This window comes from Paraburkholderia sp. MM5482-R2 (genome assembly GCF_050436125.1).
GTDB classification, from domain to species: Bacteria; Pseudomonadota; Gammaproteobacteria; order Burkholderiales; family Burkholderiaceae; genus Paraburkholderia; species Paraburkholderia tuberum.
The window spans coordinates 2,214,959-2,235,045 of sequence record NZ_JBNDLP010000002.1; the positions used below are offsets into that span (position 1 = coordinate 2,214,959).

Here is a 20,087-nt window from a genome sequence, read left to right on the forward strand (position 1 = left end):
TGTGAAAAGAGCCGCCCATCGGCGGCCCTGAAAGGTGTCTTCAGCTTCGTGCGCAACCGGCGCAATCAACTCTCGGTCGGCCAGTTGGTGCTGTCTCGTCACTGATTCACGTACCCGCGCCGCTTGTGCGCTACGTACGCCTCAATGCCCGCCAGACAGTCGCCGTCGCCCCATTCGAGGATGCGACTCGGTACCAAATGTGCGGCCTGCTTCGCAATCGCATGCCATACCTTGCGGTCCGCCGTGGCAAGGTCCACCACAGACACAGGCGCGTCCTGCCCAACGTCGCCGCGCTGAGTCGGGTTCGCCTTCAGGCTCTTACGGGTGACAGTTACGCTGATCGGGTTCAGCGGGTGGAACTCGCCGGGTGCGTCCTGCACGCCAACGATCTCAATGTCATCAACCGTCCTATCCCAATCGCGGGCCTTCAGCCCGGGTAGCGCGGCCTGCACTTCGGCAAGGTCCGCTGCCATCGCGTCCGCCTGCTCGAACGCCTCACGCATTGCGCGGAACTGCTCGGCCAGCGGCTTCAGTTCAGCCAGCGTCGCCGCCGTCCGCGCAACGTAGGCGCGTGCTTGTTCTTCACTCTCGAAACGGTCGAGTGCGGTGGTCGTATTCTTCGTGTTCTTTGCCATGTCTAATCCTTGGTAGAAGAAGGCGAGCGCCGCTGGCGCGACGCCGCCCAAGCGGTCACGGCCCTGCCGTAACGCGCCGTATGTGTAGGTGTTCTAACTGTTAGTGCCGTGGTGCGCCCACGGCGGGCGTCCTGCTTATCGGCGCGGCAAGTACGTCGCGCTAGCCTTCGCATCAGCCGGGTAGTTGGTGCCAAGGCTGGCATGAATCGCCGTGCCTGCCACATAGCCGGTCGAAGCCTTCGCCATGCTGTTCGCACGCACAGACTCATTCAGCAGGTGCAATGCAAGCTCCGGGTACTTTCGAAGGGCTTCGTGATCCTGTTCCGAACGCGGATTGATACCCGCCACCTGCACGTATCGCACCGGGTCTTGGTCATAACGAACGCGGGTGCCGTCGCCAGCGGTCAGTGCTGCGGGCATGTACCCGGCCATGATCTCGTCCGCTACCGTCTTGTCGTAAAAGACGGCTGCACCGCCACCATTGGACCAGCTACGGCTCTGCACTGCGCCGCTGCCTGCGGACGGCAGACTGCTGCCCAATGCTTGAACTTCGTTACCTGCTGCGTTCTTCTTCACTACGTATGCTCCGCCTGCCATTTGATTCTCCTTGGAGGGTGTGTGTTGGTTGGTTCTGACTGGGATACAGGCCCGCCAGCGGCCTCGGCGCATCGCGCCTAGTTCGTGCTATTCCGTCGCCATCAAGCCAGTACGCTGCGGCTCGGCTCGCGGGTGCGCTCTAGATAGCTCGGCAACGTGCCGTGAATGGCTTCGATCCCGGCGCGCAGCGCGGCGAGTCGCGTGCCGCCGTTGCTGCCCTGTGTTCGATACAGCGCGGCCAGCTTGCGCAGCTTGCGATTGCCGTCGAGCGGATGAAGCGGCGCGCTGCCTTTGGCGCGCTGCGCCTTCTGTTTCGTCGTAGTGGTCATGTCATTCCTCGTGATGGTGGTTGTGTGGCTTCGAAGCGACACGGTCGTGTCTGGAGAGTCCTACATAAATCGGCTAGACGTGTTTCACATGCCTTGTAATCGGCATGGCATCCGGGCGACGTTCTCTTGTCTTGTGAGTCATGGGAAATCGGCTAGGTCGGTGGCTCGCAAGCCTCGTATCTGTCCAAAGAGTCGTCCGTAATCAACTAGGTGTCGAATCGACGCCCATCGACTAGGTGTGTCTTGTAAGTCGACCGAAATGCAAAGGGCCAGCCCGAAGGCCAGCCCATAAAGCGCAAAGCCCGCACAGTGGCGGGCCTCGTCTAGTGTCGGTGCGCGAACTTACGCGGCTGTCGTCTCCCGCGTCAGCTTGAGAACGGTGTTAGGTGCTACGCCGTACTGCTTCGCCAGCGCTCGGGCGCTCGTATCGCCCTTGGCCAGTGCTGCCCGAATCTCAGCCTTCTGTGCGTCCGTCAGGGCATCCGGCCTGCCGCCTACGCGTCCTTCACTCCGTGCCCTTGCCAGCCCCGCACGCGTGCGTTCTACGATCAATGCCCGCTCGAACTGTGCGACGGCCAGCAGTACCGTCATCGTGAATTCACCTGCCGCGCTCGTCAGGTCCATGCCCGGAATGGCGAGACAATGCAGGCGTACACCCTTGGCACCCAGCGCCTTAATCGTCAGCGTGGCGTCTGTCGTGTTGCGGCCCAGTCGGTCAAGCTTCGTCACAACCAGCGTGTCGCCGTCTTCGAGCCGGTCAACGAGCTTCGAGAATAGCGGGCGCTCCATCGCGGCCACGGTGCCGCTAATCGTTTCCTCGACAATGCGGTTGGCTTTCACGTCAAAGCCAGCGGCAGCAATCTCCTGCTTCTGGTTCGCCGTCGTCTGGTCTTCGGTCGATACCCGGCAATAGGCGAAGGTGCGGCTCATTCGTTACTCCGTTGTGTTCATCAATGGTGTGCATTATCCCCATCTGTTCATTAACGCGTCAATAGGACTTGATGAACATTCTTCGCGCTGTGTTGCCTGTGTGCAACATACAATCGTTTATTGCACACTCTCCGCGTGGCTAGTCCTCGCATTCTGGATATCGTCAACTACGATGTCCGGTTGCGCGACAACTATGATGGCCGGTCGACGGGGGTAATTGTCGCTGTCAATTGGCTATAGTTGTCGCTCCGTTGTGGTCGTCCGTGGGTAATTGACGCCGCCGCTCTTTCTGTTTGTCGCTGGCGTTGCGGCGCCGATAGCTTTCGACATTCAGCTCGAAGATCGTCGAGTGATGAACAAGCCTGTCTATGGCGGCCACCGTCATGCCGGGGTCCGGGAAGACGTTATGCCAGCCCGAGAACGGCTGATTTGCCGTTATGAGAAGACTTTTGCGCTCATACCTTTCAGCTATCAACTCGAACAGCACGCTGGTTTCAGCCTGGTCCTTCCTGACGTAGGACAGATCGTCCAGGATGATCAGATCGAAGCGGTCGAGTTTGGCGAGTGCCGAGGGCAATTGCAGACTCTTTCGCGCAGCCTGAAGTTTCTGCACCAAGTCACTGGTACGCGTGCATAGAACGCGGTACCCTGCATCGATCAGCGCGTGTCCGATGGCGCTTCCAAGATGGCTCTTGCCCCCGCCAGGTGGCCCAAACAGGAGGATCGTGGCGCCCTTCTCGAGCCACGCATCGCCGGTGGCCAGCGCCATGACGTGTGCCTTCGATACCATGGGCACGACACTGAAGTCGAACGTGGCAAGAGTCTTGGTCGGGTCCAATTGTGATTCGACACGATGACGTTCCAGTCTGCGTTTCGCCCGTTCAGCCAGTTCATGCTCGAACAATACGCCCAACAGTTGCGAGGCTTGCCAGCCTTCTTTATCCGAGCGCTGGGCGAAGTCAGACCACAGCCGACCAATCGTTGGCAGACGCAGTTCATTGAGCATCAGTCCCATGCGGCCGATGTCGTAAGTTGGTGCGCTCATGCGAACACCTCTTCATCAAGCAACGCGTCGTAGATCGAGGCATCCGGCATCTCGACCGACACAACGGGACATTCGGCCTCACGCGGCGCGAATTCGTCGAAGAGCGCCTTCAGATCGGGCAGTTTCCCGAGCGCGAGCAAGGCGTCGAGCCGTTCTGCCAGTTGAGCCTCCACGCCGTGGTTCCCGGCCAGATCGAGCAGGCCCACCATGGTCTTGCAGGCGTTGCGCGGGCTCAGCGCTTGATCCAGGCGTTCCCATGTCCGGCGGTAAGCTTCGCGCGGAAACAGATCGTCACGAAACACGAGACCCCTGAAGGCCTGAGGTTTGCGTTTGAGCGACTCAATAAAATGCCGGTAGTCAATGGCGCGTCCGCGGCCTTTGCTCGTGCGTGTGACGCGCGCCGTGCTGTGTACCAGCGCGCCAGACAGATAGCAGTCAAGCCGATCGTTATAGAGCCGCACCTTCAGGCGATGTCCGATCAGGCGTGACGGCGCGCTGTAGAGGCTGTTGTCCACCGTAAAAGTGCCACAGCGCGTCACGCGCGCCTCGTCCTCGACGAAGTCGGTGGTACGGTGCTCAGGCAGATCCCGCAGGTACTCACGCTCGACCTGGAATGCGGCGGCATTGCGCCGGTTGCGGCGCATCACCACACTGCGCACAAATTCGTCATAGGCTGGCCGGTCGTCGAAATCCCGATGACCGCGCAGTAACAAGGCCTGATCGACCGCTTCCTTCAGCCATCGATGCGAGGATTCGACACTACCGTTCTCGTGGCCCAAGCCTCGATTGTTGCGCGTGCCTTCCATCCCATAGTGCTCAAGCAAGGCCTTATAGCGAACCGTGAAGTCTTCTTCTTCCTGAAGATTCTTAAAGGCGGCCGACAGGCTGTCAGAGCGGTGTTCGCTCGGGCAGCCCCCCGCCTGCCATAGAGCGTTTTGCAAACCTGCCGCAAGAGCCTGGAAGCTCTCTCCGCTATCAACGACGCTGGCGTACTCCCAGCGCGAGAACGCCAGCACAAAGTGATAGAGCATGTGTCCGAACGCGACGCCGGCGATCGTCACACCCAGTTTCTCCATATGCGTGAAGTCGGACAAGCCCCGTACGCCGGGCTGATACGTCTGGGGGAAGAACACTTCCTTGCTGGGCCCTTCCAGCGCACGCCACCGGCTGACATGCCGCTCCAACGTGCGCCGCATTCCGTCGGGGAAGCGACCAGAATGGTCTTCCTGCAGTTTGCGCAGCAAGGTGACCGCTTTGAGTTTCGGGAAACTGCGTAGTAATGGCACGACTTCGCTATCCCAAACATCAGCGAACGGATTGGCGCGCGTGCGCCATTGACGTTCTGGCTTCTGCGAGGGCAACTCAGTGGCGTTCGTCGCGCGACGTGCAGTGCGCACGCTCATACCCGCTTTCGCGGCGGCAACTTCCTGGGTGTGATCTTTGCGCTTGGTCATGTAGAGATGAACCTGTCGATCGGTAATGTGAGTACCAGGCATTGGTTGACTGTTCTTTTAGCTTCAGTCAGCCATCCTAAGCCCCCGCCGAATCGGCGCTGCCGGTGGCTCGTCGTCTGCGGCGGCTACGCCGCCTTCGACTCCTCACCACCGGCCATCATAGTTGTCGCAAAAGCGGACTTCCCAATTGTCGCGCACCATCGCATTCTCAACGCGTGCTTGCCAAACTATCGCGACAGCGCAGAAGCCCGCAAAGCCCCGCCAGTGCTGGCCCTGTCCGCGCACCGTGTCTCTAAGTCAGCGGCAAATGTCCGGCCTGTCCCGCGCCCTGTGCGCCGTCCGCCGCCCACTCGTCACGGTGCCCGTCACCCTCCGCAGGCTGGAAAGATGCGCGGCCCGCCCGCGCCTACGGGGGCGCATGGCCGCACGTGCGCGGCTTAACTCCTCGCGAGTAATCGCAGCGAAATTTGGCCCGCTCCCATCTACAATCATCAGACACGAAAGCGCGTAAAGGCGGGGGATGCATGGAACTGCTAGGACGGCTGTGCAGGGCGCAACGTATGGGGTTGTTTGTCGGGGCTGTGATAGCGGTATTAGCTGTGCTGGCTCATAACCCGTTCAATGGTTACGTGACGGAGGTTGCGTGGACCGTCCCGCCCGGACCCCAGTGCCCACGTCCCACCGAAGCAGAGGTGCGGGCGATGAGTGACGCTGAGCTTATGCGTAACTTGGAGCTAACTAAGAAGTATTGCGGTGGGCTGGAGTCACGCGATCTTGATTTCTCCCTTTGGAGAAGTGCCGACCCGTTCATCTCATGGCTCGGTTGGGTGACGCACTTTATTGCGTTTCAATGCGCGGTGGTCCTGCTCACTATCCTATGGGTGGCACTCAGCAGGGAGAGCCGCCATCCAAGCGACCGCACGTGAAGTAGCAGATCAGATAGGCCCGACAGTCACCGTCCCGCCCATGCTCACACCGACATCGAGAGCGCAAGAATGATTATCCTATTGGTCACATGGTTCTATTACAACCAAGCGCCGCAGAGCACGCAAACAGCGTTCAAGACCGCGCAAGCATGCGAAGTCGCTCGCCAACAAATTCTCAACGACGCCGACCGCCTAGCAGCTAATCGGGAAGCTTCGATTCAGCAAGACGCGCAGCGGGGAATTATCTCAAACCCGATACCTGCCCCTACCGTCTCGGTCATTTGTACCCGCCAATAACAACCGCAGCAAAATTAGTTCCGATGCCCTCGCTCGGCATAGCAAGCTAACGGCCACGGCGCCGCGCACGTGCGCAACAGAAGGCGAGTCCCGGTATTTGCGTATTGAAAGTCGCATGCCAGATGCATTATTCTTGGGTGCCGGTTGCGTAAGGCAATGCGGCGACCAATTAAACAAACAACGGGCCTTAAAAATGAAACGGGGAAAGCTGCTGATCGGGGTTGCTATTGTTGTGACACTGGCGGGATGTGCGTCGCCAATGATTTGGAACAAATACGGGGCGAGCCAGACGGATTACCAGCAGGACTCTTACGCCTGCGAAAAGGATGCGCGGCAAAGTGGGTATTTCGGGGGAGGCATCGCTGGCGCGATCAACATGCGTGAATTCTTCAAGCATTGCATGGTGGCGCACGGCTGGACGCTTCAAAGTTAGTAGTGGTACGGCATGGCCCCGGTCGGTCTAAGCACAGGCCATGCCGCGCTCGCAGCTTGCACAAACTGCCCGCCAACAATCACAGCGCAATGGGCCTAGCCCTACACGATTGGATGAACCTCGGCATAGTGCGCATCAACTGGCGGCATCCGGAAGTACACTCCGTTACCGAACTTCAACTGCTCACGATGCGCCCTTAGCTGGTCGCTCTCGGATTCGAATAGTGTGAATCTAAAGGTTCGGGCAATGTCCGCCGTTGGCGTATTCGTAGCAATTCGGAGAGTAATCTCGTACTCTCCCGCCCGCCAAAAGAAGCTCGCATCGAAAAGCGCGAACAACGGCTGAACCACACGTTGGTCGGCCTCTACATCAGGGTGATTAGTTTGAAGCGTCGCCCGTTTCGCCGTAATGTCGTCCTTCAGCGCCTTAGCCGCAGCACTGTATGTCTGCCTCGCTTCGCGTGTCGCAGTCAGCGACAAGGTTACGCCGTGACTCCATTCCTCGCCCGCCTTCAATCGGAACGGAGTCAGTAAGGTGGCTCGCGGGTCGGACAATTTCTCGAAGTAGCCGCGTGCCGTCATTTCTACCCGGTCCTGCCCTCGTGTCACCGTTAAGGTGATCTTCTGTATCCGGACTTCTCTGCCGCCCGTGTTTGTTACCGAAAGATGCCACTGCGTATTAGGCAGGCCAACTTCCTCATCTAGAACGATCTTGTCAAAGCATTCGACCGCGAGTCTTGCTCGCTTGAACCACAAGCGAACAGGCGGCAACTGGGACAGGGCCAAAGCGGCGAGCGCAATCACCCACTGATAGAAGCCCATGTCGGCGTAAAAGGGTTTGTCGCTCATGTGTTCGTTGTTTTCTGTTGGGGCGATCCTGCAATGATAACGGCTTCGTGTGGCATACTGCCGACTGTCCCACAAACCGCATCCACATGGGACGGTGTAGCAGCCTGAGAGCCTTATCTGGCGGGGCTTTGACGGGGTTCGAGTCCCCTCCCTCGCACCACTTATTGGTAGTCAAGAAAAACCCCGTCAAGTCTTTGGACCGACGGGGTTTTTTCTTTTTTGCGCGGTCTTCTGAAAGGCCTCAGTGTTGCTCCGCTGCCTTTCATCGCGACCGCGCGACTCAGGCACCCGGCGTTCCCGGCGCTTCCTGCGAGCCCGGCAATTCCGCTTGCGCGGCGCCTTCGAGGAAACGGCGCGTCGACTCGAACGCCTGCAGCATCTGGTCCGGCCATGGCGTTTGCAGCATCACCGCCTGATGATTTTCAAATGCCGACGACAGCAGTTTCGCCAGTTCCGGCGAACGAAGATGACGCAGTACGACGCTGACCGCGATCGCGCTCGCCTGGCTCGCGCCGGCGGTCTGGAGTTCCGACGCGGTGAGTGCCGCGACCTGTTTGTTGATGTCCACTGAAGCGTCCCTGGATGAAAAAGAGGGTGAAGGCGCGTTGGCCGAGGCTCAATTTTGACACGCGCCGCCCAATGCCGTGAAACGGCGCTTTTCAAACACGGCCGGTTCGCCGCGCGCTATCACTCCCGCGCGTTCATGGCACGGATCACCTTGTCGAGCGCCGCGCCGAACGCGGCCCTTTCCTCTTCGTCGAGGCACTCGAACATATCGCCGTTCCACTTGCGCGCGATCGGCATCACTTTGCGATACAGCGCGCGGCCTTCCTGCGTCAGCGAGACCAGCACGACGCGGCCGTCCGCGGCGCTCGCTTCGCGCTGCACGAGTCCCTGCCGGATCAGCGCTTCGGCCGCGCGACTCGCCTGGCTTTTGTCGAGATTGGCATGGCGTGCCAACTCCATGATCGAGAACGGTCCGAACGATCCCACCGTCGCAATCACCCGCGCTTCGGGCAGCGTCACGTCGAGCTTCGCCGCGTAGCGCGCGCTGATGCCGCGCTCGGCCAGTTTGTTCAGTACATGCAGACGATACGTGAGGAACTGCTCGAGCCCGGCTTTGGCGGAGTCCTTCATGGTCACCCCGTGATGAGTGGAACGGTCGTGGCGCTGTGATTGTTGCGGCAACCGTTTCGCGGGTCAACGCACGCCGTATTTCAGGCGCGTCAGCTGCTCGGCTTCGTTGGCGAGCAGGCGCGCCGCGTCGCGAATCGCGACGTCGAGCGTGATCGGCCCCGGCGCCGGAGAAAAGCAGCCGCCGAAGTATTCGGCAAGACGCGGCAGCGCGGCGGGGTCGATCGCGCCGGACAGCAGCGTGGCGGGCACGCCCGCGGCACGCGCATGCGCGCAGGCGATGAACGGCGCCTTGCCGTGCAGCGTCTGTACGTCGGAACGGCCTTCACCGGTGATCAGCCAGTTGGCGCCCGTGAGCGCGGCGTCGAGGCCGATTTGCCGCGCGACGGTTTCCGCGCCCGGCTCGAACTGCGCGCCGAGCATGTGCAATGCGAAGCCGAGGCCGCCCGCCGCGCCCGCGCCCGGCAGGTCACGCGCCGTGCGGCCGAGCGCGGCTTCGAGCAGATCGGCGAAGCGCGCGAGCGCCGCGTCGATCGGCGCGACCTGTTCTGGCTTCACGCCTTTTTGCGGACCGAAGATCGCGGTCGCACCGTGCGCGCCGGTCAACGGATTGTCGACGTCCGACATGCCGACGAACTGCGTGTCGGCAAGCCGCGCGTCGAGCAGCGACGCATCGACCCGCGCCACGCGCGCAAGCTGCTCGGGTGTGCCTTCGAGTACGTTGCCTTGCGCGTCGAAAAGTTGCAAGCCGAGGCCGGTCAGCAGGCCGGCGCCGCCGTCGTTCGTGCTGCTGCCGCCGAGCGCGACGAAAAAGCGCCGCACGCCGGCATCAAGCAGCGCGCGAATCGCTTCGCCCATGCCGCGCGTGCTGCGCGCCTCGACCGGCACGCCCATGCCGACGGGGTCCGTAATGCCGACGATTTCCGCCGTTTCGATGATGGCGCCGCCGTCCGTGAGCAGGCCCGTCAGCGCTGCGCGCGTCGGACCGGCCGCGCCGCGCACGCTAAGCGTGCGGCGCTCGCCGCCGCTCGTGAGCATTGCGTCGAGCGTGCCTTCGCCGCCGTCGGCCATCGGACAGATGCGCACGCTCGCGTCGGGGCGCGCGCGCTGGACGCCGGATGCGATCGCTTGCGCGACCTGTTCCGCGCTGAGCGAGCCTTTGAATGAATCGGGAGCGATGACGACGACAGGCGAGGACGACGAATTCGGCATGGTGTCTCTGAGAGGTTTGAGTCGTTGTAAGCGGTTGCTGGAGCGGATGAAGCGACCGGCTGCTGGTGACCGGCGGTGGCGGCCCGACCGAGTGCGTTAGCTTATCAGCATGGGGGCGTCGGCTGAATATGTCGAAAGGCATAGGCGGGATCGCGGGCACGACGCGTCGGCCGCGAGCGGGTGCGAGCGTCCACGCGAACGTTCTGTTGCATGACGAAAGAGCGCCGAGGAACGCACGACGCTAACCGGAAAGCGATGCCAGCGGCAAATCGCGCTCGCTGTGTCAAAACTAACCGAAAATGGCCCTCAAAACGCCCGGAATGCAGGGAAAGCTCGATGCAATCATCGAATCCCGGCTAGGCGCGCAAATAGTTTGCTAAAATATTCGGCTCTTTGGACTCAACCGTGCTGCCGACGGCCTGCAAGCCCGCGGCGCAGGTGCGTGATCGATGCAATCGGCGCGATGCAATCGGCGCAAATCGATGCGAAGCGACATCGACGGGCAGCACGGAGAAGATAACTGATTCGCTCGAATAATTTTAGGACGATTGAAGCCATGGCTAACGTTGTTGAAAACCTCGGCAAGCTCGAACGCCGCGTGACGATTTCCCTGCCGAAGGATGCCGTGCAGAAGGAAGTGGATTCGCGTATCCGTCAACTCGCGAAGAACGTGCGCATGCCGGGTTTCCGCCCGGGCAAGGTGCCGCTCAAGATGGTGACGCAACAGTATTCGGGCCAGGTGGAAGCCGAAGTGCTGAGCGACAAGGTCGGCAAGGAATTTTTCGACATCAGCCGCACCGAAAACCTGCGTGTCGCGGGTCAGCCGAGCTTCGCGCCGAAGACCGACGCTGGTGAAGGCAGCTACGCGTTCGACGCGACCTTCGAGGTGTATCCGGAAGTGAAGCTGGGCGACGTCGCCACGGCTGAAATCGAGCGCACCATGACCAGCATCAGCGAAGCGGAAATCGACCGCACGCTGGACATCCTGCGCAAACAGCGCGTGCACTTCCACGCTCGCGGCGAGGCAGGCGAGCACGGCGACGGCGGCGCGGACACGGCCGCCAAAGACGGCGACCGCGTGACGGTCGACTTCGTCGGCAAGATCGACGGTGAAGCATTCCAGGGCGGTAGCGCCGAAGACTTCGGCTTCATCCTCGGCGAAGGCCGCATGCTGCCGGAATTCGAAAAAGCGGCGCTCGGCTTGAAGGTCGGCGAAGCGAAGGAATTCGACCTGAAGTTCCCGGACGACTACCACGGCAAGGAAGTGGCGGGCAAGACGGCGCAATTCACGATCACGATGAAGAAGATCGAATGGCCGCATTTGCCGGAAGTCGACGGCGAATTCGCGAAATCGCTCGGCATCGAAGACGGCGATCTGACCAAGATGCGCGCTGAAATCAAGGACAACCTCGAGCGCGAAGCGAAGCGCCGCACGCAAGCCATCGTCAAGAACCAGGTGATGGACGCACTGCTGAAAATCTCGGAGCTCGACGTCCCGAACGCGCTGATCGAGCAGGATCAGGAGCGCCTCGTCGCGATGGCTCGCCAGGATCTGGAACAGCGCGGCGTGCCGAACGCGAAGGACGCGCCGATCCCGGCCGCGATGTTCAAGGAGCAGGCCGAGCGCCGCGTCAAGCTGGGTCTCGTGCTGGCCGAACTGGTGAAGTCGAACGAACTGCAGGCGAAGCCGGAGCAGATCCGTGCCGAAGTCGATGAATTCGCGAAAAGCTACGAAGACCCGAAGGAAGTCGTCCGCTGGTATTATTCCAACCAGCAACGTCTTGCTGAAATGGAAGCGTATGTCGTTGAAGCCAACGTCGTCGACTTCGTTCTCAGCAAGGCCAAGGTGACGGACAAGGAAGTGAGCTTCGAGGAACTGGCAAGCGCAACGGCGCAAGCGTAAGCGTCGCTGCAACGGCGTGCCGGCTGTCGGAGCGACCGACGGCCCGCACGCCGTTTTTTTGTGCCATGAATCTGTGTGACGTACCGGATCCGGTCGTGCGGCGCACACGAAGACGGCACTTGAATACGGGCTCGTCGCACCAACCTGTGTCCAGCAGCTAATATTCAGAATATTTCCAGACAAGGATCCATTGCATGACCTTTCGCGCCCAAATGCTGGACACGTTGACCTCCCAGTCGTCCCGGGATCTCGAAGCGCAGGCACTCGGTCTGGTGCCGATCGTCGTGGAAACGAGCGGCCGGGGCGAGCGCTCCTATGATATTTATTCGCGTCTGCTGAAGGAACGTATTGTGTTCCTCGTGGGCGAAGTGAACGACCAGACGGCCAATCTGGTGGTTGCGCAGATGCTGTTTCTGGAAAGCGAGAATCCGGACAAGGACATCTACTTCTACATCAACAGTCCGGGCGGCTCCGTGTCTGCCGGTATGGCGATCTACGATACGATGCAGTTCATCAAGCCGGACGTCTCGACGCTGTGCATGGGGCTTGCGGCGAGCATGGGCGCGTTCCTGCTCGCGGCCGGTGCTAAGGGCAAGCGTTTCGCGCTGCCGAATTCGCGCGTGATGATTCATCAGCCGCTCGGCGGCGCGCGCGGCCAGGCATCGGACATTGAAATCCAGGCGCGTGAAATCCTGTACCTGAAGGATCGGCTGAATCATCTGCTCGCGCACCACACCGGTCAGCCGGTCGAACGTATCGCGCGTGACACCGACCGTGACAATTTCATGTCCGGCGATGACGCGCAGGCGTACGGCCTCGTCGACCAGGTGGCGCACAAGCGTCCCTGATCTGGTACGGTTTTGCCATGCTGTTTTGCCCACTGTTGCGGCAAAACCGTCATCGGGTCGGTTGTGAATGTTCAACTTCCGTCCGGGCGTCTGCGGCAAGCGCCGTTATCGTGCTCACTAGCCCTGCCGCACCCAAACTGCGTGGCGGGGGCAAACGGCGTATTATCTAATCCGGTGTCCGGAGGCTCACACATCTATGGCGGACAAGAAAGGTTCTAACAGCGAAAAGCTGTTGTATTGCTCGTTTTGCGGCAAGAGCCAGCATGAGGTCAAGAAACTGATTGCTGGCCCGTCGGTATTCATCTGCGATGAATGTATCGATCTGTGCAACGAAATCATTCGTGACGAGGCTGCAGGCGCGGGCATCGAGGCCGGCTTGTCCAAGTCGGATCTGCCGACCCCGCAGGAAATCCGCGAAATTCTCGACCAGTACGTGATCGGTCAGGAGCGCGCGAAAAAGATCCTCGCGGTCGCGGTCTACAACCACTACAAGCGCCTCAAGCATCTCGACAAGAAGGACGAAATCGAGCTGTCCAAGAGCAACATCCTGCTGATCGGCCCGACCGGCTCCGGCAAGACGCTGCTTGCGCAGACGCTCGCGCGCCTTCTGAACGTGCCATTCGTGATTGCCGACGCGACCACGCTGACGGAAGCCGGCTATGTCGGCGAAGACGTCGAGAACATCATTCAGAAGCTGCTGCAGAATTGTAATTACGAGGTGGACAAGGCCCAGCGCGGTATCGTCTACATCGACGAAATCGACAAGATCAGTCGCAAGTCCGACAACCCGTCCATCACGCGCGACGTGTCGGGCGAGGGTGTGCAGCAGGCTCTGCTGAAGCTGGTCGAAGGCACGATGGCGTCGGTGCCGCCGCAAGGTGGCCGTAAGCATCCGAACCAGGACTTCATCCAGGTCGATACGACGAACATCCTGTTCATCTGCGGCGGTGCGTTCGACGGCCTCGAGAAGGTCATCGTCGATCGCACCGAGAAGACCGGCATCGGTTTCGGCGCGAGCGTGAAGAGCAAGCAGGACCGCGACGCCGGCGAAGTACTGCGCGAAGTGGAGCCGGAAGATCTGATCAAATTCGGCCTGATTCCGGAGCTGATCGGCCGTCTGCCGGTGGTCGCCACGCTCGGCAAGCTCGACGAAGCGGCGCTGATGAAGATTCTCGTCGAACCGAAGAATGCGCTGGTCAAGCAGTATCACAAGCTGTTCAGCATGGAGCGCGTCGAGCTCGAAATCCGTCCGGCCGCGTTGCAGGCCGTGGCGCGCAAGGCGATCCGCCGCAAGACGGGCGCGCGGGGCCTGCGTTCGATTCTGGAACAGGCGTTGCTTGATGTCATGTACGACCTTCCGCAAATGAAAGGTGTCAGCAAGGTCATCATCGACGACAACGTTATCGACGGCGACGGCAAACCGCTGCTGATCTACGAAGACGCGCCGAAGGTCGCGGGTTCGAACTGATCGGCTTTCGAGTTCTGCAAAAAGGCCGTTCATGGCGACGTGAACGGCTTTTTCGTTTATCGTGTGGTCAGGTTGGTTGTTCTCAACTATGGAGTCACTGAACCTTCGGAGTCACTGAACTTTTCCCACACGCGGAGGCTTGCAATATTTTCTGCTGGCCTCACCTATCGAACGAACTGATTCCACTCATGGGGAAATGAAATGTCAGGAACCCAACTCCTCCCGCCGGAACGCATTACGCTGCCGCTGCTCCCGCTGCGCGACGTAGTCGTTTTCCCGCACATGGTGATTCCGCTCTTCGTAGGCCGCCCGAAGTCGATCAAGGCTCTCGAAGCAGCGATGGAAGGCGGCAAGCACATCATGCTCGTCGCCCAGAAGACGGCTGCGAAAGATGAGCCGACCGAAAAGGACATGTACGAAGTAGGGTGTATCGCCAACATCCTGCAGATGCTGAAGCTGCCCGACGGTACCGTGAAGGTGCTCGTCGAAGGCTTGCAGCGCGCGAAGACGCTTTCCATCGAAGAACAGGAAACGCAGTTCTCGTGCGAAGTCATGCCGCTCGAACCTGACCACGCCGACAGCGCTGAAACCGAAGCGCTGCGTCGCGCGATCGTGTCGCAGTTCGACCAGTATGTGAAGCTGAACAAGAAGATCCCGCCGGAGATCCTGACCTCGCTGTCGGGTATCGACGAGGCAGGGCGTCTCGCCGACACGATCGCGGCGCATTTGCCGCTCAAGCTCGACCAGAAGCAACACATCCTCGAGATGTTCCCGGTGATCGAGCGGCTCGAGCATCTGCTCGCGCAACTCGAAGCCGAGATCGACATCCTGCAGGTCGAAAAGCGTATCCGCGGGCGCGTGAAGCGTCAGATGGAGAAGAGTCAGCGCGAGTACTACCTGAACGAACAGGTCAAGGCGATCCAGAAGGAACTCGGCGAAGGCGAAGAAGGTGCGGATCTCGAAGAACTCGAGAAGCGCATCACGGCCGCCCGCATGCCGAAGGAAGCGAAGAAGAAGGCCGACGCCGAGCTGAAGAAGCTCAAGCTGATGTCGCCGATGTCGGCGGAAGCGACGGTCGTGCGCAACTACATCGACACGCTGATCGGCTTGCCGTGGCGCAAGAAGAGCAAGGTCAACAACGACCTGTCGAATGCGGAGCGCGTGCTCGACGAAGACCACTTCGGTCTCGAGAAAGTGAAGGAACGTATTCTCGAGTATCTCGCGGTCCAGCAACGTGTCGACAAGGTCAAGGCGCCGATCTTGTGCCTCGTGGGGCCTCCGGGCGTCGGTAAGACTTCGCTCGGTCAGTCGATCGCGCGCGCGACGAACCGCAAGTTCGTGCGCATGGCATTGGGCGGCGTGCGTGACGAAGCCGAGATTCGTGGCCACCGTCGCACGTACATCGGTTCGATGCCGGGCAAGATCCTGCAAAGCCTGACCAAGGTCGGCGTGCGCAATCCGCTCTTCCTTCTCGACGAAGTCGACAAGATGGGTCAGGATTTCCGCGGCGATCCGTCGTCGGCCCTGCTGGAAGTGCTCGATCCGGAACAGAACCACACGTTCGCCGACCACTACGTCGAAGTCGACTTCGATCTGTCGGACGTGATGTTCGTGGCGACGTCGAACTCGCTGAACATTCCGCCGCCGCTGCTCGACCGGATGGAAGTGATTCGTCTGTCCGGTTATACCGAAGACGAGAAGGTCAGCATCGCGCAGCGTTATCTGCTGCCGAAGCAGAAGAAGAACAACGGCCTCAAGGATGGCGAGGTCGATGTGACGGAAACTGCGATCCGCGACATCATTCGTTACTACACACGCGAAGCGGGCGTTCGCTCGCTCGAGCGTGAAATTTCGAAGATCTGCCGCAAGGTCGTGAAGATGCTTCTGCTGAAGAAGGCGGAAGGCGCGGTGAAGGTCGACGGCAGCAACCTCGACACGTTCCTCGGCGTGCGCAAGTACGACTTCGGTCTGGCCGCGAAGGAAAATCAGGTGGGCCAGGTCACGGGTCTCGCGTGGACGGAAGTGGGCGGCGATCTGCTGACCATCGAAGCCGCGGTGATGCCGGGCAAGGGCAATGTGATCCGCACGGGTTCGCTCGGCGACGTGATGAAGGAATCCGTCGAAGCGGCGCGCTCGGTCGTGCGTTCGCGTTCGCGTCGTCTTGGCATCAAGGACGAAGCGTTCGAGAAGCAGGACATTCACATCCACGTGCCGGAAGGCGCGACGCCGAAAGATGGTCCTTCGGCTGGTATCGCGATGACGACCGCGCTGGTGTCGGTGTTGACCGGTATTCCGGTGCGCGCCGATGTCGCGATGACGGGCGAAATCACGCTGCGTGGCGAAGTTCTGCCGATCGGCGGCCTGAAGGAAAAGCTGCTGGCGGCGCATCGCGGCGGCATCAAGCTGGTGCTGATTCCGGAAGAAAACGTCAAGGACTTGACGGAGATTCCGGACAACGTGAAGAACGCGATCGAAATCGTGCCGGTCCGCTGGATCGACAAGGTGCTCGAACTTGCGCTCGAGCGTGTACCGCAGGCGTTACCGGAAGAAGAACCGAAGCCCTCGGCGCCGGTTGGGGCTGAGCCGGGCAAGGATGCCGCGACGGACGTCGTCAAGCACTAAGGTTCGATGCGCATCAGAATGCGCTGACGCCAAAGCATTCTGCAGCGGTGTCGTTCGCTGAAGCAGAAAACCCGCGGTCAAGAGCCGCGGGTTTTTTTGCCCGCGCGGCTTCGTCGCCAGGCCGCATCGCCAGTCTTTCCGCTGCAACATACTGTGACAAAAGCGCCCCTCTAAAATAACGCCGATCAGGCTCAACCCCGGTTGACACAAGGGTTTCGGCCGCTTCTAATGAGGCGGCCTGGCGTTCGCGCCGGCCGCGTGGCGGGAGGTGCTGGAAAGCACTGTCACGATTGCCAATAAATATTCACGGGGGTTTGAATGAACAAGACGGAATTGATCGATCACATCGCACAGCAAGCCGACATTTCGAAGGCCGCGGCGGGCCGTGCGCTCGATGCAGTCATCGCGGGCGTCAAAAACACGTTGAAGAAGGGCGGATCTGTGACGTTGGTCGGCTTTGGCACGTTCGCGGTCGGCAAGCGCACCGCGCGCACCGGACGCAATCCGCGCACGGGCGCCGCGATCAAAATCAAGGCAGCAAAAGTTCCTAAATTTAGGCCTGGCAAAGCTCTGAAGGATGCGCTAAACTAGTGCGCTTGCTGCTTGAGGAATTGCTTAACCCGACTGCATGAACGATTCACGGGGAGGGCAGCGGCAAGGCAGAAAACACATCAAGCACTGAATCACGAAACGGGTGCTTAGCTCAGTTGGTAGAGCGGCGCCCTTACAAGGCGTAGGTCGGGAGTTCGAGCCTCTCAGCACCCACCAGTTTCAGATTCGGCTGCAGTGTTTCCAGTCGCAAAAGTGCAGTATAAGGAGTGGTAGTTCAGTCGGTTAGAATACCGGCCTGTCACGCCGGGGGTCGCGGGTTCGAGTCCCGTCCACTCCGCCAATATCCACGAAAGGCGAACTCCGGTTCGCCTTTTTTGTTGCCCGCTGTTGTAAGATCGGGCGTTCTGTTTTTGGCACCCCTCACGCATGCTCGATTTTTTCCGCAATCACCAACGCCTGATGATGTTCATGCTCATCCTCGTCATTTTGCCGGGGTTGGGTTTCGTGGGTATTCAGGGTTTCCGCGGCTTCTTTGACGAAAGTGCAAACGTCGCGAGTGTCAACGGTCACAAGATCACCCGTGTCGAATACGACGACGCGATGCGCCAGCAGATCGACCGCGGGCGTCAGATGCTCGGCGCGAAGTTCGACATGAAGTCGTTCGACACGCCGGAGCGCCGTCGCCAGATGCTCGACGGCATGATCGAGCAGCGTGTGCTTGCCGACGAAACGCAGCGTCTGCATCTGAGCGCATCGGACGAAGCGGTGCGCCGCGCGCTGCTGTCCGATCCGGTGATCTCGTCGCTGAAGAATCCCGACGGGTCGATCGACCTCGACCGCTACAAGCAACTGCTCGCGATGCAGGGCATGACGCCCGATCAGTACGACGAGCGCGTGCGCTACAACCTCGCTATGCAACAACTGCCCGCGAGCATCGAGGCGAGCGCGTTCACGTCGAAGACGCTCGCGCAGCACTTGACCGAGCTCGCGCAGCAGCAGCGTGAAGTGCAGGGCATCGCGTTCCATCCGCACGATTACGCGGCGAAGATCCAGCCGACCGATGCGCAACTGCAAGCGTACTACGACGCGCATCGCAACGACTTCGCGACGCCCGCTTCGGCGACGATCCAGTACCTGGTGATGTCGCCGGCCGCGCTGAGCGCATCGGTGCAGCCGAGCGACGCGGACCTGAAGAAGTACTACGACGACAACATCGCCCACTTCCGCACCGAAGGCGAAGTGCGCGCGAGCCATATCCTGATCGCGGCACCGAAGGACGCGAGCGCGGCCGACAAGGCCAAAGCGAAGCAGAAGGCCGAGGAGTTGCTCGCGCAGCTCAAGGCGCATCCGGACCAGTTCGCGCAGATCGCGCGGCAGAACTCGCAGGATCCGGGTTCGGCATCGAAGGGTGGCGATCTCGGTTACTTCGGCCGCGGCATGATCGCGGGCGGCCAGGCGTTCGACGACGCGGTGTTCGCGCTGAAGAAGGACGAAATCAGCGGCATCGTCCAGACCGACTTCGGTTTCCACATCATCAAGGTCACCGATGTAAAGCCGGCGGTCACGAAGTCGTTCGACGAAGTGAAGGACCAGATCGCCAGGGAGCTGAAGACGCAACTGGCGAGCAAGGCATTCACCGACAGTTCGGAAGGTTTCACGTCGCTCGTCTATGAAAAGGCCAAGAGCCTGCAGCCGGCTGCTGACAAATTCAAGCTGCAGATCCAGACCGCGACGGTCACGCCGCAGCCGGATCCGAAGCTGCCGCCCGACAGCCCGCTGAACAACCCGAAGTTCCTCGCAGCCGTGTTCGCGAACGACTCGGTATCGGCGCACAACAATACGCAGGCCATCGACGTCGGCAACAACACGCTGATCGCTGCGCGCGTGACCGACTACAAGCCCGCTGCCGTGCCCGCATTCGACGCGGTGAAGGACGCGGTGCGTCAGAAGGTGATCGCCGTGCAGGCGAACGAAGCAGCGCACAAGGACGGCGTCGCGAAACTGGCCGAGTTCGAGAAGTCGAAGGCGACTGCCGGTTTCTCGTCGCCGCTGAAGGTGTCGCGCAATGACGCGCAGGGCGTGCCACCTGCCGCACTGAGCGCAATCTACAAGGTCGATGCGCAAAAGTTGCCGGCCTACGTCGGTGTCGATCTCGGCGACGACGGCTATGCGATCTATCGCGTGAACCAGATCGTGCAGCCCGCGGGCACCGACGCGCAGCATCTCGCTGTCGCGCAGCAGCAGATCGCGCAGGTGGACGCGCAGTCGGAGACCGAAGCCTATCTGAAAGCGCTGCGCGAGCGCTCGAAGGTGAAGATCTACGGTACGCTCGACAGCGCCGCCCAGTCGGCCGATCAGTAAGCCGCAGTAAGCATTACCTGCTCGTCCAAAAGCAAGCCCCGCATTTGCGGGGCTTTTTTTATCTACAGCCAGGTGGCAGCTTTACAGACAGCCGCTGATCGCGCCGGTGGCGTTGCCACCGCCAGCGCCGCCGGCGCGAAAGCCGACCCACGTGCCCTTACCGCTATACGAAGGACGGACCACCGCGGCCGCGCCGTTGGGCGGCTGCTGGCCCGGGACGTAGACGTCCATGGCCTGATCGTTGGCGAGGATGTTTTGCGAGATCACCTGTTGTTGCGAACTATCCGCCCATTTCTGCGCGATGCAGGTTGCGACGGCGCGAGGCGGCTGCTGGCTTTGACCCACCGACTGAACGCCGGCCGGCGGTTGAGCCGCGCAAGCCGAGATGGCAATGGTCAAAGCGATTAACGGTAAATATTTCAACGTTATCTCCTCAGAAGTCGCTCAAGAATGAGCCGGGTGGCAGGGATTGCCCATATGTCGAACGGCTCGG

General features: G+C 60.7%; 18 protein-coding genes and 2 tRNA genes. 9 read left to right on the forward strand and 11 right to left on the reverse strand.

All coding sequences use genetic code 11. From position 1 onward, the window contains the following. Positions 1 to 98 precede the first annotated feature (98 nt). From OKW37_RS13115 to istA, 6 genes are all read right to left on the reverse strand, one after another. Positions 99 to 635 (reverse strand): hypothetical protein, encoded by a 537-nt coding sequence (locus tag OKW37_RS13115; protein ID WP_429406046.1) that lies wholly within the window; start codon positions 633 to 635, stop codon positions 99 to 101. A gap of 135 nt (positions 636 to 770) precedes the next feature. Beyond that, entirely contained in the window at positions 771 to 1,211 is a 441-nt protein-coding gene (locus OKW37_RS13120) for a hypothetical protein (protein ID WP_429406044.1), read from the reverse strand. 122 nt (positions 1,212 to 1,333) lie between these two features. Beyond that, entirely contained in the window at positions 1,334 to 1,561 is a 228-nt protein-coding gene (locus OKW37_RS13125) for a hypothetical protein (protein ID WP_429509836.1), read from the reverse strand. A 342-nt stretch (positions 1,562 to 1,903) separates the two neighbouring features. Beyond that, a complete protein-coding gene (locus tag OKW37_RS13130) occupies positions 1,904 to 2,491 on the reverse strand; it encodes a recombinase family protein (RefSeq protein WP_429406042.1) in 588 nt (195 codons plus the stop codon). 226 nt (positions 2,492 to 2,717) lie between these two features. Then, the gene (gene istB / locus OKW37_RS13135; RefSeq protein ID WP_063500950.1) at positions 2,718 to 3,536 is read right to left on the reverse strand and encodes an IS21-like element helper ATPase IstB; all 819 of its coding nucleotides are present in this window, start codon (positions 3,534 to 3,536) and stop codon (positions 2,718 to 2,720) included. Beyond that, positions 3,533 to 5,032, reverse strand: coding sequence for an IS21 family transposase (gene istA, locus OKW37_RS13140; protein ID WP_429401526.1), 1,500 nt, complete (start codon positions 5,030 to 5,032; stop codon positions 3,533 to 3,535). The genes istB and istA overlap by 4 nt, the downstream gene beginning before the upstream one ends. A gap of 1,296 nt (positions 5,033 to 6,328) precedes the next feature. On the opposite strand from istA, the gene OKW37_RS13145 reads away from it, so the two are divergent. Then, positions 6,329 to 6,646, forward strand: coding sequence for a hypothetical protein (locus OKW37_RS13145; RefSeq protein ID WP_429406040.1), 318 nt, complete (start codon positions 6,329 to 6,331; stop codon positions 6,644 to 6,646). 101 nt (positions 6,647 to 6,747) lie between these two features. Here OKW37_RS13145 and OKW37_RS13150 read toward each other — a convergent pair whose 3' ends face one another. The 4 genes from OKW37_RS13150 to OKW37_RS13165 all read right to left on the reverse strand — a co-directional run bounded on the left by OKW37_RS13150 (position 6,748) and on the right by OKW37_RS13165 (position 9,840). After that, a complete protein-coding gene (locus OKW37_RS13150; protein ID WP_429406038.1) occupies positions 6,748 to 7,494 on the reverse strand; it encodes a hypothetical protein in 747 nt (248 codons plus the stop codon). A 280-nt stretch (positions 7,495 to 7,774) separates the two neighbouring features. Beyond that, positions 7,775 to 8,062, reverse strand: a complete 288-nt coding sequence (locus tag OKW37_RS13155; RefSeq protein WP_184065023.1) for a hypothetical protein — start codon at positions 8,060 to 8,062, stop codon at positions 7,775 to 7,777. 119 nt (positions 8,063 to 8,181) lie between these two features. Next, positions 8,182 to 8,631 (reverse strand): MarR family winged helix-turn-helix transcriptional regulator, encoded by a 450-nt coding sequence (locus OKW37_RS13160; RefSeq protein ID WP_184063596.1) that lies wholly within the window; start codon positions 8,629 to 8,631, stop codon positions 8,182 to 8,184. Positions 8,632 to 8,694: 63 nt separating this feature from the next. Further along, the gene (locus OKW37_RS13165) at positions 8,695 to 9,840 is read right to left on the reverse strand and encodes a glycerate kinase (RefSeq protein WP_429406036.1); all 1,146 of its coding nucleotides are present in this window, start codon (positions 9,838 to 9,840) and stop codon (positions 8,695 to 8,697) included. Positions 9,841 to 10,396: 556 nt separating this feature from the next. On the opposite strand from OKW37_RS13165, the gene tig reads away from it, so the two are divergent. The 8 genes from tig (at position 10,397) to OKW37_RS13205 (ending at position 19,594) form a co-directional block, all read left to right on the forward strand. Continuing rightward, positions 10,397 to 11,743, forward strand: coding sequence for a trigger factor (gene tig / locus OKW37_RS13170; RefSeq protein WP_429406034.1), 1,347 nt, complete (start codon positions 10,397 to 10,399; stop codon positions 11,741 to 11,743). A gap of 194 nt (positions 11,744 to 11,937) precedes the next feature. Next, complete coding sequence (gene clpP / locus OKW37_RS13175) at positions 11,938 to 12,591, forward strand: ATP-dependent Clp endopeptidase proteolytic subunit ClpP (RefSeq protein ID WP_013089401.1); 654 nt, start codon at positions 11,938 to 11,940, stop codon at positions 12,589 to 12,591. Positions 12,592 to 12,787: 196 nt separating this feature from the next. Beyond that, the gene (gene clpX / locus OKW37_RS13180; RefSeq protein WP_013089402.1) at positions 12,788 to 14,059 is read left to right on the forward strand and encodes an ATP-dependent Clp protease ATP-binding subunit ClpX; all 1,272 of its coding nucleotides are present in this window, start codon (positions 12,788 to 12,790) and stop codon (positions 14,057 to 14,059) included. Between the two features lie 201 nt (positions 14,060 to 14,260). Continuing rightward, on the forward strand, positions 14,261 to 16,681 hold the full coding sequence (gene lon, locus OKW37_RS13185) for an endopeptidase La (RefSeq protein WP_018418078.1): 2,421 nt from the start codon (positions 14,261 to 14,263) through the stop codon (positions 16,679 to 16,681). Positions 16,682 to 16,999: 318 nt separating this feature from the next. Beyond that, positions 17,000 to 17,272, forward strand: a complete 273-nt coding sequence (locus OKW37_RS13190; protein ID WP_018418077.1) for an HU family DNA-binding protein — start codon at positions 17,000 to 17,002, stop codon at positions 17,270 to 17,272. A 101-nt stretch (positions 17,273 to 17,373) separates the two neighbouring features. Next, positions 17,374 to 17,449: transfer RNA gene (locus OKW37_RS13195), tRNA-Val, on the forward strand. Positions 17,450 to 17,496: 47 nt separating this feature from the next. Beyond that, positions 17,497 to 17,573: transfer RNA gene (locus OKW37_RS13200), tRNA-Asp, on the forward strand. Positions 17,574 to 17,659: 86 nt separating this feature from the next. Continuing rightward, positions 17,660 to 19,594, forward strand: coding sequence for a SurA N-terminal domain-containing protein (locus tag OKW37_RS13205; protein ID WP_429406030.1), 1,935 nt, complete (start codon positions 17,660 to 17,662; stop codon positions 19,592 to 19,594). 81 nt (positions 19,595 to 19,675) lie between these two features. Here OKW37_RS13205 and OKW37_RS13210 read toward each other — a convergent pair whose 3' ends face one another. Then, positions 19,676 to 20,017, reverse strand: coding sequence for a hypothetical protein (locus tag OKW37_RS13210; protein ID WP_090804745.1), 342 nt, complete (start codon positions 20,015 to 20,017; stop codon positions 19,676 to 19,678). Positions 20,018 to 20,087: the final 70 nt, after the last annotated feature.